This window comes from Corynebacterium pseudodiphtheriticum (genome assembly GCF_023509295.1).
GTDB lineage: Bacteria > Actinomycetota > Actinomycetes > Mycobacteriales > Mycobacteriaceae > Corynebacterium > Corynebacterium pseudodiphtheriticum.
This window is the reverse complement of sequence record NZ_CP091864.1, coordinates 2085585-2099184: the sequence shown is the minus strand read 5'-3', so window position 1 is coordinate 2099184 and position 13600 is coordinate 2085585. Positions and strand designations below refer to the sequence as shown.

Genomic DNA, 13600 nt, shown 5'->3' with positions numbered 1-13600 from the left:
ACAGCAGTCTAGTTCACCGATTTAGCTTGCGGATAGTTCAGCAACGCCAACGTGGCACAGAAAACCATCCGCCGCTGCGGTATAAAACTAACCCGAGTTCCTCGTGCCAATGCTAAAGATTGGCGTGTGCGCGGTTGGCAGCGGAGACCAGGGCCTTCAACGAAGCATACGTCGTAGAGCCGGCAATGCCGACGCCCCAGACGCTAGAGCCGTTGACTGTCGCCAAGATATAACAAGCAGCTTCGGCATCTTCCCCGGCGCTGCGGGCGTGCTGGGAGTATTCCAGAACCTCGATGTCTATGCCCAGATTCCCCAGAGCGTCAGCATATGCGGCGATTGGGCCGTTACCGGTGCCTTCGATGCTGCGCTCTTCGCCATCGTGGATAACCTTGGCGGTTACCGTAGCGTCTTTGTCCTCGGTTTCTGCATTCTGCACACTCACTGAAAGTTGTTCGACGGGGGACTTTGTCTCCAAATACTCATTGGCGAAGATATCCCACATGGTCTTCGAATCAACCTCGCCGCCTTCGGCATCCGTGACGGTCTGTACGACCCGGGAGAAATCAACCTGCATGGCGCGAGGCATGGCGATGCCGTGGTCAGTTTTCATGATATAAGCCACCCCGCCCTTGCCAGACTGGGAGTTTACGCGAATGACGGCTTCGTAATCACGGCCGATGTCTTTCGGGTCAATAGGCAGGTACGGAACCTCCCACGTGGTTTCGCGCAATTCTTCCCAAGCCACATCGGAGCTGCTGGCCTGTGGATGCACGTTGGCGGCCATCGCGTCCAAGCCTTTGTTAATGGCATCTTGGTGGGAACCGGAAAAAGCGGTGAACACCAGCTCGCCACCGTAGGGAGAGCGTTCGTGTACACGCAGCTGATTACAGTATTCGACGGTGCGACGAATCTGCGCGATATCGGAAAAATCAATCTGTGGGTCTACGCCTTGGGTCAGCATGTTTAAGCCCAAAGTCACCAGATCGACGTTGCCTGTGCGCTCGCCGTTACCGAATAAGCAACCTTCGATACGGTCAGCGCCGGCCAGGTAGCCCAACTCGGCGGCTGCTACGCCTTCGCCGCGGTCATTGTGCGGGTGCAGCGAGATGATTAATGACTCACGGTTGTTTAAATTGCGGTGCATCCACTCAATAGAGTCAGCATAAATATTCGGTGTGATCATCTCGACGGTGGAAGGAAGGTTAATGATCAGCGGATTTTCTGGAGTCGGTTCCATGATTTCTGCGACGGCATCGCAGACTTCTTTGGCGAAATCCAGTTCGGTGCCGGTGAAAGATTCCGGGGAGTATTCCCAGCGCCAATTGGTATCCGGATAATCCTGGGCGATGGTTTTGATCAGCTGTGCGGCATCCGTGGCTAAGGCCTTGATGGCTGGGCGGTCTTTACGGAACACGACGCGGCGCTGCAGCTTCGAAGTGGAATTGTAGAAGTGCACGATCACATTCTTTGCTCCTGCGCAGGCCTCGAAAGTCCGGCGAATCAGGTGTTCACGTGCCTGGACCAACACCTGGATAGTGACGTCGTCTGGGATTAGATCCTGCTCAATGATTTCGCGGACGAAGTCAAAATCTGTCTGCGATGCCGACGGGAAACCTACCTCGATTTCCTTGTATCCCATGGTCACCAGAAGATCGAACATGCGGCGCTTCCGTTCTGGGCTCATGGGGTCAATCAGTGCCTGATTGCCGTCACGCAGGTCGACTGCACACCATTGTGGGGCGGTGGTGATTTTTTTATCTGGCCAGGTGCGGTCCGGCAGTTGAATATCTTCAACTTCTTTGGCGAACGGTAAATAACGATCCATCGGCATAGTAGAGCCTTTTTGCTTATTCCAGACCGGTTGATTTTCATTGCGTGGGCCGTTGGGCTTGTTCAGTTGGCGGGGCGCGGAAATAAAAGCGTCGTTAGGAGACATGATGATTCCTTGTGTCTATGGGTTTAGCGTTTATGGGGTTAGCACTGTGTGTTCGGTCGGCGATTAGTGCGTGCCGGGGCGAGAAGCAAAAGCTACGCGAACTACCGCGACGGGGTGCCGACCAAACTGTTGCCGTTGGCTCTAAAACCCGCCGCGGCTGCTAAGGAGAAGAAAACGCACCCCGGAAATCATGTGGTATAGACTACACAATTTCTGAGGTTCGTGTGAAACTTGGGCTGCATTTAAGTCTGGGTGACAGGGCACATACTATGGTATGAATAAGCATTAACCTGCGTTTTTGAGCCGCAAAGACAGCAGAAACGAACGATCAGGAAAGGCAGCTGGCCTCATGGCACTAGTTGTGCAGAAATACGGGGGTTCATCCCTAGAAAGCGCGGAGCGGATCCGGGCGGTAGCAGACCGTATTGTTGCGACGAAAAAGGCTGGCAATGACGTCGTCGTTGTGTGTTCGGCGATGGGGGATACTACCGACGAGTTGCTGGATCTGGCAGCTTCCGTGAACCCAGTTCCACCGCAGCGCGAACTCGATATGTTGCTCACAGCCGGCGAGCGAATCTCCAATGCACTGGTTGCGATGGCCGTGAATTCACTAGGTGCGCAGGCGCAATCGTTTACTGGTTCGCAGGCCGGTGTGCTGACTACCGAACGCCACGGTAATGCTCGCATTCTTAACGTCACTCCCGAACGTCTGCAGGAATCACTGGACGAAGGCAAGATTTGCATCGTCGCTGGTTTTCAGGGCGTCAATAAAGACACCCGGGACGTCACTACCCTGGGCCGAGGCGGCTCAGACACCACTGCAGTGGCGCTCGCTGCGGCACTGAACGCGGATGTGTGTGAAATTTATTCTGACGTCGACGGCGTGTACACCGCTGATCCGCGTATTGTGCCCAATGCCCGCAAGCTAGAGCAGCTGTCTTTTGAAGAAATGTTGGAAATGGCAGCCGTCGGCTCCAAAATTTTGGTGCTGCGTAGCGTCGAATATGCCCGTGCCCACAACGTCGCTTTGCGCGTACGTTCGTCTTATAGCAACGACCCCGGCACTTTGGTGTCCGGTTCAATGGAGGATATCCCAATGGAAGATGCAGTACTGACTGGTGTTGCCACCGACAAGTCCGAAGCCAAGGTGACCGTGCTGGGAATTCCCGATAAGCCGGGCGAGGCCGCCAAGGTCTTCCGCGCAATTGCGGATGCAGAGATCAACATCGATATGGTGCTGCAGAATATCTCCACCGTGGAAGATGGCATCACCGATATCACCTTCACCTGTCCACGCGAAGATGGCCCACGAGCAGTTGAGATCCTGTCGAAGCTGAGCCGCGAAGGCAACTGGTCACAGGTGCTGTACGACGATCAGGTGGGCAAGGTTTCTCTGGTTGGTGCGGGAATGAAATCGCACCCAGGTGTTACCGCCGATTTCACCGAGGCATTGCGTGATGCTGGCGTGAATATGGAGCTGATCTCGACTTCTGAGATCCGGATTTCCGTACTTTTGCGTGAATCGGATCTGGAAAAAGCTACCCGTGCGCTGCACGATCGCTTTGATCTTGGCGGTGACGAAGATGTCACCGTCTATGCTGGAACTGGACGCTAATTACCAGCTTGACCGCTCAACTGCTCTGGGAGGAGACCACAACTATGACCACACTCGCCGTCGTTGGTGCTACCGGCCAAGTAGGCCAGGTGATGCGCCAAATTCTGGAGGAGCGCGAGTTCCCTGCAGACAAGGTGCGCTTTTTTGCTTCTCCGCGTTCGGCTGGTACTGAACTGGATTACCGCGGCGAGCGCATCACAGTAGAAGATTTGTCGCAGGTGACTGTTGAGTCTGTCTCCGACGTCGACATTGCGCTGTTTTCCGCTGGTGGCGCTACCTCGAATCAGTGGTCGCCGGTGTTTGCGGAAGCCGGTGCAACCGTGGTTGATAACTCTTCGGCATTCCGTAAGGATCCTGAGGTTCCGTTGGTGGTTTCCGAAGTCAACCCGGAGGCTGTGAAAGAGGTGCCGAAGGGAATCATCGCGAATCCGAACTGCACCACCATGGCTGCGATGCCGGTGATTAAGGCACTGCACGATATTGCAGAGTTGAAACGCTTGAATGTTTCTTCTTACCAGGCGGTTTCTGGTTCTGGCCTGGCAGGCGTGCAGGCGTTGGCGGCCCAGATTTATGAGGCAGGCGAACACGCGGTTGACCTGACTTATGACGGCCGCAAGCTCGACGGTTTGGAGACTGCCCCTTATGTAGCTCCGATCGCCTATAACGCGTTGCCACTAGCAGGAAACCTTGTCGACGATGGTTCTTTAGAAACTGATGAGGAACAGAAGCTGCGTAATGAATCGCGCCGGATTCTTGGTTTGCCGGAACTGCGCGTTTCTGGAACCTGCGTGCGTGTGCCGGTTTTCAGCGGCCACACCATGACGATCCACGCTGAGTTTGGCCAGGACATTACTCCAGACCAAGCTGTGGAAGCACTCGAGCAGGCTCCTGGCGTGCAGGTTGTCGATGTACCGACCCCGTTGGCTGCTACGGGTATTGATGATTGCCTGGTGGGGCGTATTCGTCAGGATCAGTCGTTGGAGGGTAACAACGGCTTGGTATTGGTAGTTTCTGGTGACAACTTGCGGAAAGGCGCTGCGCTGAACACGATTCAGATCGCTGAATTGCTGTTAGAGAATTAAAATAGGCTAGGCACCCAACCGATTTACCGGTGGGTGCCTTTTTCGTATCTTCCCGCAGTCAGTATGGGCGGGCGGGAGGCGTCCTGGAACGGTGCCTCGCTGGTGGAGTTTATTCCGGTTTGGTGTGCTCGACGTAGACTACGCTGCCAGCTGGCGTGGTGCGGTCATAATCCACATCGGGATCGTTTTCTAGCTCGTTGTCGATTTCTTCTTTGATGCTCTCTAAGAATTCCTCGGAATTCATATTGGATTGGGCAGCTAGGGTGGTGAGCTCGCGGTCGTGCTTCTTGCTAAAGCGCACGCGTGGATCCACTTTGCGGGCCATCAATTCACGGCCGCGACGACGGCGCTGGCCTTCGGTGCGCATGGTGCGGAAATTGCGTACCCAGGCCCAAATCAGGACGATGATCAGCAACATGCCGATGTATCCCAGTACTGGGTAGACGTAGCTGACCAGTTGGCGGAAGCCAACGAAGGAAAGCACGAAGCCGACCAGACACGCAATCACATAGACGCGGAAGAATTTCTCTGGCGAATTACGGGTCAGACGCTTAGCCAGCGCATAGAACATACCGATGGCGGTGTTAAAGACCATGCCGTAGAGAACTACGGTCATGATGTGTCCCAGCACAGGGTGCAGGCTAATCATCAGCGCCAGCATTGGCATGTCGGCATCTTTGGTGGTTTCGACGGTGAAGTACATGCTCATTACCAGCAAGAGCAGCAAGGAAAGGAAAATTCCGCCGCCGATGGCTCCACCGATGCCTGCTTCGCGGGTATCCATGAAACTACCGCCGATGACGATGGCCATGGACACTGCCACGATCACCTGGAAAGCGATGTTGTTGATGGCGGATACCCACCAGTTGGGTAGTGTGGTTTGGACTTCGGTAGAAGCCTGCTGAATGTTTTCCCAGTTCGGGTCCACCGTGATTATTGTGTAGATCGCGGTGCCCAAGACCATGATGATCAAAAATGGCGTGATCATTCCGATCACCGCGGTGGTTTTCTCCACATCAAGCAAGCCAACCAGGATGGTTAGCACCAACATGAGGGCGGCGCCGATCCAGGTCGGCCAGCCCCAGGCTTCTGTCAGGTTCGAGCCACCACCGGCGAACATAACAAAGCCGATAGAAAATAGGGTTGCGATGGTGCCCCAGTCAAGGATCTTGGCGATGATTGGGCTGTTAGTGATGCGGTCGATCACCGCCGTGTGCTCGCGTGCCTGGTAATAGCTACCGAGCTGCAAAATGGCGATACCGCAAATGATCATGACAACGGAGCCGAGTAATGCTCCGACAATTCCCCAGTTACCGAAGGCGACGAAATACGTCATGGCCTCCTGCCCGGATGCAAAACCGGCACCGGCGAGGGTTCCGACGAACGCCATCGAGATGGCTAACGATCGTTTGAGCATGAAGACAACAACTCCGAATCTGTGATCACGCTGTGAAAGCGCGTCCGAAAATCTATGAACTTTTAACGGAATATAACAGTTTCTGTGATTAATTGTCGTATTCTGCGAGAATATCTTTCCGAGCCCGGGCTACTCGAGAGCGAATTGTCCCGATACGTACCCCCGCGATTGCAGCTGCCTCTTCGTAGGAATAACCCAGTATCTGTGTCAGAACGAGTGCTTCGCGACGTTCGTCGGATAGCGAAGCGATCATGGTACGGGCATCGATCCATTCGCTCCATACCGACGAATCTTCGTGTACTGGGTCTAAGTCTTCTAGTTCTGAATGTGACTTCCGGGGGCGGGCGCGTTCGTGGCGAATGTTGTCGATCCACACGCGACGCGCGAGTGAAAGTAGCCAGGTACGTGCAGTGGAGCGTCCGGCAAACCGGGGGAGTGCCCCCATTACGCGTACATAAGTGTCTTGGGTGAGATCGTCGGCAAGCTCGGGGCCGGCTAGGTGAGCGAGAAAACGCCAGACGTCGTCATGGGTTTCCTTTACGAACGCGCTCAGGGCTGCGCGATCACCACGACCGGCCTTCAGGGCCAGCTGGGTGGTGCGTGCATCGCGGCTCGCAGAGTGTCGTTGTGCGTTCACTTAGCTGAGGTTACCAGCGCTGATTTTTATTCCTGAGCAGAGTTTGTGGTGTGCCAGTGCGATTGCTAACTCTGATGTATGCAAGTAGACTATCAATTGACCTCATCCCCATAAGAGCGTCTAATCAATTCCCAACAGGAGTGAGCATTCCATGACTAAGAACATTGATGACAAGCTGGATCTTGGCCAGCGGGAGGACGCCCCAGGCACCACCACTCGCCAGGGTGGACAGCCAATCGCCTCGGAAAACATTTCCATCACCGCTGGACCACAGGGCCCAAACGTACTGAATGACCTGCAGCTGATTGAGAAGCTGCAGTCCTTCAACCGTGAGCGTGTTCCAGAGCGCAACCCTCACGCGAAAGGCCACGGTGCATTCGGTGAATTCCATGTCACCGAAGACGTATCCGCATACACCAAGGCTGACCTGTTCCAGCCGAACAAGGTCACCCCGATGGGTATCCGTTTCTCCACCGTTGCCGGTGAGCAGGGCTCGCCTGACACCTGGCGTGACGTCCACGGATTCGCCCTGCGTTTCTGGACCCAAGAAGGAAACTTCGACATCGTCGGTAATAACACCCCGACGTTCTTCCTGCGCGATGGCATCAAGTTCCCAGATTTTATTCACTCCCAGAAGCGCACCGGGGCTTCCGGTTTGCGTGACGCTGATATGCAGTGGGATTTCTGGACTCGCACCCCTGAGTCCGCACACCAGGTCACTTACCTGATGGGTGATCGCGGCACCCCAAAGACATCCCGTCACCAGGACGGCTTCGGTTCCCACACCTTCCAGTGGGTTAACGACAAGGGCGAGGCTTTCTGGGTGAAGTACCACTTCAAGACTCAACAGGGTTGGGAGTGCTTCACTGACGAAGAAGCCGCCGAGATGGCAGGTCAAAACGCTGACTACCACCGCGAGGATCTGTTCAACGCCATCGAGAATGGCGACTATCCACGCTGGGACGTCTACGTGCAGATCATGCCGTTCGAGGATGCAGAGAACTACAAGTTCAACCCGTTCGATCTGACTAAGGTCTGGTACCACGAGGATTACCCACTGCAGAAGGTTGGTTACTTCGAGCTGAACCGTAACCCTCGTAACAACTTTGCACAGATCGAGCAGATCGCCCTGGATCCGTCCAATATCGTTCCAGGCACCGGTCTGTCGCCAGACCGCATGCTGCAGGCCCGTGCATTCGCATACGCGGATCAGCACCGTTACCGCATCGGCACCAACTACCGTCACCTGCCGATCAACCAGCCAATCAACCCTGTGAATACCTATAATCATGAGGGTTCGATGCAGTACAACTTTAACGGTCCAGACCAGCCGGTATACACGCCGAACCGCTTCGACAAGGGTGCTGGCTACCTGGATGATGGCGAGACTTCGTCGTCGAACCACACCAGCTACGGACAGGCTTCTGACTACTACGTCAACCCTGATCCACACGGCACCGACTTGGTTCGTGCAGCATACGTCAAGCACGAGCAGGACGATGACTTCACCCAGCCACGCAAGCTGTACGAAGAAGTCATGAACGACGAAGAGAAGAACCGCCTGGCGCACAACATCACCAACGCCATGGCCGGTGTTTCTGAAGGCGTCGAGCAGCGCGTCTACGAGTACTGGGACAACGTTCACGAGGACTTGGGCGCAGCCGTCCGCAAGAAGTTTGCTGAGAAGTACAAGAATTAAATTTCTCAGGCTTTGTAGGCGCTACCTGTTGCTGGTGTTCAATATGCGTGCCGGCTAGCAGCACAACAGTGCCAGTGCTCTCGAGTAACCCTGCAGGGCAAAGGGGCCGCACCAATAAATCGGTGTGGCCCCTTTTGGTGTTTGTGATTGGTGTTGTTTATGTGACTCGCCGAGAACGTTGTCCCATAAGCTGCGGGTTTAGCACTAAAGTGCGGTCGTATGAACGATTCTTCGTCAGCGGTGAATAACCGAGCTGCCACGCCAGATGGTGCATCGCCACATGCATCGATGGGATTAGGGGAATCTCGGTTTGGTGAACAACGCGTGCCGGGATCCCGCATGCGTGGCATCGTGGCTCTGCTAGCGGTGGTGTTGCCGCTAGTAGTTGGTGCGGTGATTGCCGCTGTAGCTTCTTTAAGCCCGAGTGACAGTTGGTCAGCGCCAGAAGAACCAACTGGTGCTCCGGCCGTGCAGAACCCAGGGGTGGACAACAGTAAGTTGATTGATGCCCGTCGCGCTGCTGGACAAGCTTCTTCCCAAGCAGGAATTTTGTACAGTGCAATCGACGAACTGCTTTCTGGTTTGGAAGGCGTGGACGGCAATACTGAAGAATTGGTGGGTGCAGTTGGCGAAGCTGCGGATGGCGCGGATCGACTGCGCCAAGGCATGGTGGAGCTACAAGCGGGTACTGGTCAGCTGGGGCGTGGTGCTAATGAGCTGGCTGACGGTGTCGGGCAAGCAGTGGATCAAGTTGTTGGCTTTGGCGCGGTACAAGGGCAGTTACTAGAGGCCGCGGACCGGGCGATCGAAGAGCTGCGCGGTGTGCAAGGGCCGGAAGCAGAACAAGCAGTGCGTGATCTGAAAAGTCTGCGTCAGCAAATCGACAACTTTAACTTCCAACGCGAAGTTGCTGATGATCTTTTGGCTATGAAAAACGGATCACGGGACCTCGCGAATCAACTAAATGTCCCTGGTTATGGTTTCCATGACGGCGTGTATGAGCTGACGAATGGCTCCAAGAATTTGTCCGCTGGTTTACAAGAACTGCGAGCTCGGATTGACGAAGCTACGGCAGGTCTAGACGAATTTGATGGTGGTGCAGAACGGCTGGAAGCTATGGCGCAAAGCACCAAGCAAAAAGCTGATGCAGTGAATCGCGCTATCCCGGCGGGCCCGAGTGGGGCAGAAGCTACTGATGCAGAACCAGCCCGCGGGGTTTTGCCGCCAGTGGTGGCAATGTTGGTTGCAGCACTAGTTATGTTGGCAGGCGTAGTGATGGCAGCGATGAACAACTTTTTTGCGGCCCGTTGGGCTGTGCAGTTAAGCGGTGGCCTACTAGCTGCCGCTAGCGGCGCTGTGCTTGTCAGCCTGTTGGGTGAGGGGCTAAGCATCGCTACGATCGCGATTTCGGCCGGTGTTTCTGCATTGAGTGCCTGGGTAGCTGCCGGGTTTACTTGGGTACTGATGCAGTTGACTGGGGTGCGTAGTGGCCTTGTGATTGCAGCTATTGCAGGCATCGGACAGGTCGCTGCGGTTGGTTGGATCTGGCAGGCTGCTGCGAGTGCGGAAATTTCTCAAGCATGGTCGGCCCTGGCTGGTTTCTTGCCGTTACACTGGGCGACGACAGCGTTGAGTACTACTGCGAATGAGGGCGCAATTCTGGGACTTTGGGTAGCGCTCGCGGTACTGGCAGTGAGCGCATTTGTAGGCCTGGTGGTGGCGCCACTGCTTAACCGCCGCCGTGTGAATTAATGCTTGCTTGCTAGTTGCTAGCAGCCATGGTGGCAAGGCAGTATTGCACTTGCCGCTGTTGAATTGCAGCGCTACAGCGCTAGTGAATTACAAAGATATTTCTTCGGGCTCACCATAAAACTCTTCTGGAATGGAGAGTGGGGTGGGCCCTTCTTTTTTGAATGCTTCCAGCCGGGGCTTCCATTCTTTCGGGAGCGAACCGAATTGCTCGAGCTCATTGGTTTTTCGGTTGATCATGATCGGTCCCTTGCCGGGCTCAGGTGATGCGGGTGCGAAAAGCCACCAGGATTCCGTTTCCGCAGCGCCGGAAAGTTTGCCACGGCGTTGATAGACCCATTTAGCAGCGTCGTAGAAGCTCAGTGCATTTGCAGATTCCATGGGGTTAGCTTAGTGCTACGGGGTGATCTTCGCTACATCAGGTGGGATGTTGGTATTGGCTTATGAAGCTGTGGAAAGCGTTAAAAATTCCACATAATATGCATAGGAGTGGAATTATGTAGTGAAGATCATTGTCAATTCTCTTGTTTTCTGAATCGATTAAGTGTTTAGTTGGTTTCAAATCTGTTTTGCTCACACAAAATAGATTTTGTGTACCCACAGAAGTGGTGTTGCACTTGGCTTTTGAAGAGAAACTCGGAGACCACACTGTGGCTAGAAAGAAGTCAGTCGGCGTAACTGCATGCGCAGTATTCGCCCTGAGCCTGGGGCTGCTGACCCCAATCAATACTGCTCATGCGCAGGAAAATGTTGACCCCACCGCAACGAGCGAAACCCAACTCTGTCCAGTCGTCGATTTCGCTGTCTCCTCGGCGGCGTTTTCTTGGGAAATTTCGCCGGAGCAAGCAGCAAAACATCACTACCAAGGTAGTGCTGTAGCTCGTGGCGAGAACGGCCAAGCGATTGCGGCTACCTTTCGTGGTAACCAAGACCTGACTTCAGTAAAGCTGGATGCGGAAAATCGAATCGCTAGTGCGTCAATTACTGCTGACGCTTTGTTTTCTGTGGGGGACGAGACCATCAATTCTCTTGTGTTGACCGTTTCGCATGACAAAAAGGTCTCTCTGAGTGCGAGCTACAACGGTAGCTCGCAAACGATAGCTAAAGGTATTTTGACGAAGGAAGAAGCTGACACTCGTCCAGTGCTTGACAGCCATACGGTGTTGTTCAAGGGCCAGGTAGATAAGCTTGATTTCTTGAGCAATATTTCCGATGACGTGAAAGCCGCTTTGTCTGGAACCCTCACGGTATATGGCGAACTTGCGCCAATCCGCAAAGAAAATTGCTCCGAAGAAGAAAAGAAGGGGCTGCAAGGACCTCGCGGCCCAATCGGCCCACAAGGTGATCGTGGCCCAGCTGGTCCGGCAGGTCCTCCGGGCACCCCAGGTAAAGACGGTGAGCCAGGTAAGGATGGCGAGACCGGCCCACAAGGAGATCGCGGTCCTGCTGGACCAGCAGGCCCTCCGGGCAGTGAAGGTAAACCAGGTGTGCAGGGCCCACAAGGCGAGCCTGGACAGCGGGGACCGGCAGGCCCTGCAGGTGAAGACCTGAAGATCAAAAAGCAGTACGATGATGCACAAGGCAACATCGTCGTAGAGTTCACTAACGGCCAAAAGATTGTCATCCCGAAGGGTAAGGATGGCGCTGCTGGTAAAGACGGTGAAAAGGGGCAAGATGGCAAAGATGCCAAGCCGTTGACCATCGTCGGCCAGGAGATTAAAGACGGAAAAGTCATCGTCAAGTTCTCGGACGGCAGCACTGTCGAAATCCCGCTGCCGAAAGATGGCAAGGATGGACAAGACGGTAAGGATGGCAGGGATGGTAAAGACGGCAAGGACGCCGAACCAGCACCAAAGAAGCCACAGGAAGATCAGTCCGATGTGTCGTCGTCAAGCGCTGGCGGTATTTTCGGCTCGATCCTGAAGACGCTGGCAAGCTTGTTTACCGGGCCGACGTTACTGGGCAGCTTCTTCAGTAAAATCATGGATCTTCTGAAAACCCTAAGCGGTATGCGGATCTAAATCACTGATTTCGCCTACTCCTAGTCAAGCCTCCCAGCGAAAACTCCTAGTGAAAACACGGGGAAGTGTGCGCCCCGGTGGGTGGCAATAAAGCTTGGAACACCAATTGTGCACGCGGTCGCATTCTGCTCTTTAAGGGTTGGGTGCGACCTTCAGGCAGGGTTATACGATAAAAAGCGTGGGTTAAACCTGGGTTAAGCCTCAAAACTGTGTCTGGGTTTCAGGGGGTCGGGTTAGCCTGTATACGAAGAAAGACCGAGAAGTAAAAGCTTCTCGGTCTTTTCTATTGTCGGGGCGACAGGATTTGAACCTGCGACCCTCTGCTCCCAAAGCAGATGCGCTACCAAGCTGCGCTACGCCCCGCCATCGCGTTGAAGTATTAATTTCTGCGACTTGGATATCTTATTATATCGAGCTTGCAGAACACAAATCGAGGGCCTAATAGGAAAGAATCCCCAGCGTATGGCGGTAAGCGTCGCCAAGTATTAAGTTGTTTTTTCGGTAATTCGTAGCAGTGTTGCCGATGGGCGGCAGAACAAACGAACTGGGGCATACTTTGAGGTCCCTAAACCATTGGAGACGTGCATTGCCATGCCGTCGAAGTCATGTAGTCCCTGTACCCGCTCGCGATCGATACCGCAATTGGTCACCAACGCTTTGGAACCCGGCAAACACACTTGCCCGCCGTGCGTATGGCCAGACAACGAGAGCTGGTAGCCGTCGGCAGCAAAGCGCTGTAAGACGCGTGGCTCAGGGGCATGCAACAGCGCCAGGGCCAGATCCGCATCCGGGTTTGGGGCACCAGCGATCTCGTCGTAGTCATCAAAATCATGGTGCGGATCATCTACCCCGGCCACCGCCAGGCGCACGTTACCAACCCGGAATTCGTGGCGCCGCTGATTCGCATCAAACCAGCCCCGCTCAATAAACGCGGCACGCATATCCCGCCACGGCAAATCCACATATGACGGCGTACGTTTCTTGCCCGTCAGGTACTGGAAGGGGTTGACCGGCTGGGGTGCCCAGTAATCATTAGTGCCCCATACGAACAACCCCGGTGTGTTCAAGAGCGGGTCCAGTGCGCGCAACACATCAGGAACTGCGTGCTGGTCAGAAAGATTATCTCCGGTGTTAACCACTAAATCAGGCTGCAATCGGGCTAGATTGCGTACCCACGCAATTTTTTTGTCCTGGCCGGGGATCATGTGTAGATCCGAGACATGCAGTATCCGAAACTCTGCCTGGCCGTGTGCGCTGCGCTTCTTGCCCAAGGTGCCTTTGGGTAGGAGCGCAACGGTGTGTTCTTTGAGCTCAAAGCGGTTGAGTTCCGAAACCGCCCAGGCCAGTGTGCCCGCACCCGCACCGAGGGTGGTAACGGTTGTGGTCATTAGTGCAGCTTTCCACGAAATATTCACCCCGCCTAGTCTAGACGGACTTTCGGTGG

The 13600-nt window shown here is 54.7% G+C and carries 10 protein-coding genes and 1 tRNA gene; 5 read left to right on the top strand and 6 right to left on the bottom strand.

Annotation, left to right across the window (positions count from 1 at the left end; genetic code table 11):
* Nucleotides 1–112 precede the first annotated feature (112 nt).
* Nucleotides 113–1936, bottom strand: a complete 1824-nt coding sequence (leuA, locus tag L9H78_RS09410) for a 2-isopropylmalate synthase (protein WP_249619941.1) — start codon at nucleotides 1934–1936, stop codon at nucleotides 113–115.
* A gap of 349 nt (nucleotides 1937–2285) precedes the next feature.
* Between leuA and L9H78_RS09405 the strand changes: the two genes are divergently transcribed.
* Together L9H78_RS09405 and L9H78_RS09400 are read left to right on the top strand one after the other, a co-directional pair.
* The gene (locus tag L9H78_RS09405) at nucleotides 2286–3551 is read left to right on the top strand and encodes an aspartate kinase (protein WP_249617777.1); all 1266 of its coding nucleotides are present in this window, start codon (nucleotides 2286–2288) and stop codon (nucleotides 3549–3551) included.
* Between the two features lie 44 nt (nucleotides 3552–3595).
* Nucleotides 3596–4633, top strand: coding sequence for an aspartate-semialdehyde dehydrogenase (locus L9H78_RS09400; RefSeq protein WP_249619940.1), 1038 nt, complete (start codon nucleotides 3596–3598; stop codon nucleotides 4631–4633).
* A gap of 109 nt (nucleotides 4634–4742) precedes the next feature.
* Here L9H78_RS09400 and L9H78_RS09395 read toward each other — a convergent pair whose 3' ends face one another.
* Both L9H78_RS09395 and L9H78_RS09390 read right to left on the bottom strand, forming a co-directional pair.
* A complete protein-coding gene (locus tag L9H78_RS09395) occupies nucleotides 4743–6050 on the bottom strand; it encodes a YkvI family membrane protein (protein WP_249617775.1) in 1308 nt (435 codons plus the stop codon).
* A gap of 88 nt (nucleotides 6051–6138) precedes the next feature.
* On the bottom strand, nucleotides 6139–6687 hold the full coding sequence (locus tag L9H78_RS09390) for an RNA polymerase sigma factor (RefSeq protein WP_249617774.1): 549 nt from the start codon (nucleotides 6685–6687) through the stop codon (nucleotides 6139–6141).
* Between the two features lie 151 nt (nucleotides 6688–6838).
* Here L9H78_RS09390 and L9H78_RS09385 point away from each other — a divergent pair, with 151 nt between their 5' ends.
* Nucleotides 6839–8386, top strand: coding sequence for a catalase (locus L9H78_RS09385; RefSeq protein ID WP_249619939.1), 1548 nt, complete (start codon nucleotides 6839–6841; stop codon nucleotides 8384–8386).
* Nucleotides 8387–8605: 219 nt separating this feature from the next.
* On the top strand, nucleotides 8606–10138 hold the full coding sequence (locus L9H78_RS09380; protein WP_249619938.1) for a hypothetical protein: 1533 nt from the start codon (nucleotides 8606–8608) through the stop codon (nucleotides 10136–10138).
* Nucleotides 10139–10225: 87 nt separating this feature from the next.
* Here L9H78_RS09380 and L9H78_RS09375 read toward each other — a convergent pair whose 3' ends face one another.
* Nucleotides 10226–10516: a peptidase M23 gene (locus tag L9H78_RS09375; protein ID WP_249619937.1), complete on the bottom strand. Its 291-nt coding sequence runs from the start codon at nucleotides 10514–10516 to the stop codon at nucleotides 10226–10228.
* A 269-nt stretch (nucleotides 10517–10785) separates the two neighbouring features.
* Here L9H78_RS09375 and L9H78_RS09370 point away from each other — a divergent pair, with 269 nt between their 5' ends.
* A complete protein-coding gene (locus L9H78_RS09370) occupies nucleotides 10786–12156 on the top strand; it encodes a collagen-like protein (RefSeq protein WP_249619936.1) in 1371 nt (456 codons plus the stop codon).
* Between the two features lie 289 nt (nucleotides 12157–12445).
* On the opposite strand, the gene L9H78_RS09365 is transcribed toward L9H78_RS09370, so the two are convergent.
* Nucleotides 12446–12519: transfer RNA gene (locus L9H78_RS09365), tRNA-Pro, on the bottom strand.
* Between the two features lie 122 nt (nucleotides 12520–12641).
* Entirely contained in the window at nucleotides 12642–13544 is a 903-nt protein-coding gene (locus tag L9H78_RS09360; RefSeq protein ID WP_249619935.1) for a metallophosphoesterase, read from the bottom strand.
* Nucleotides 13545–13600 lie beyond the last annotated feature (56 nt).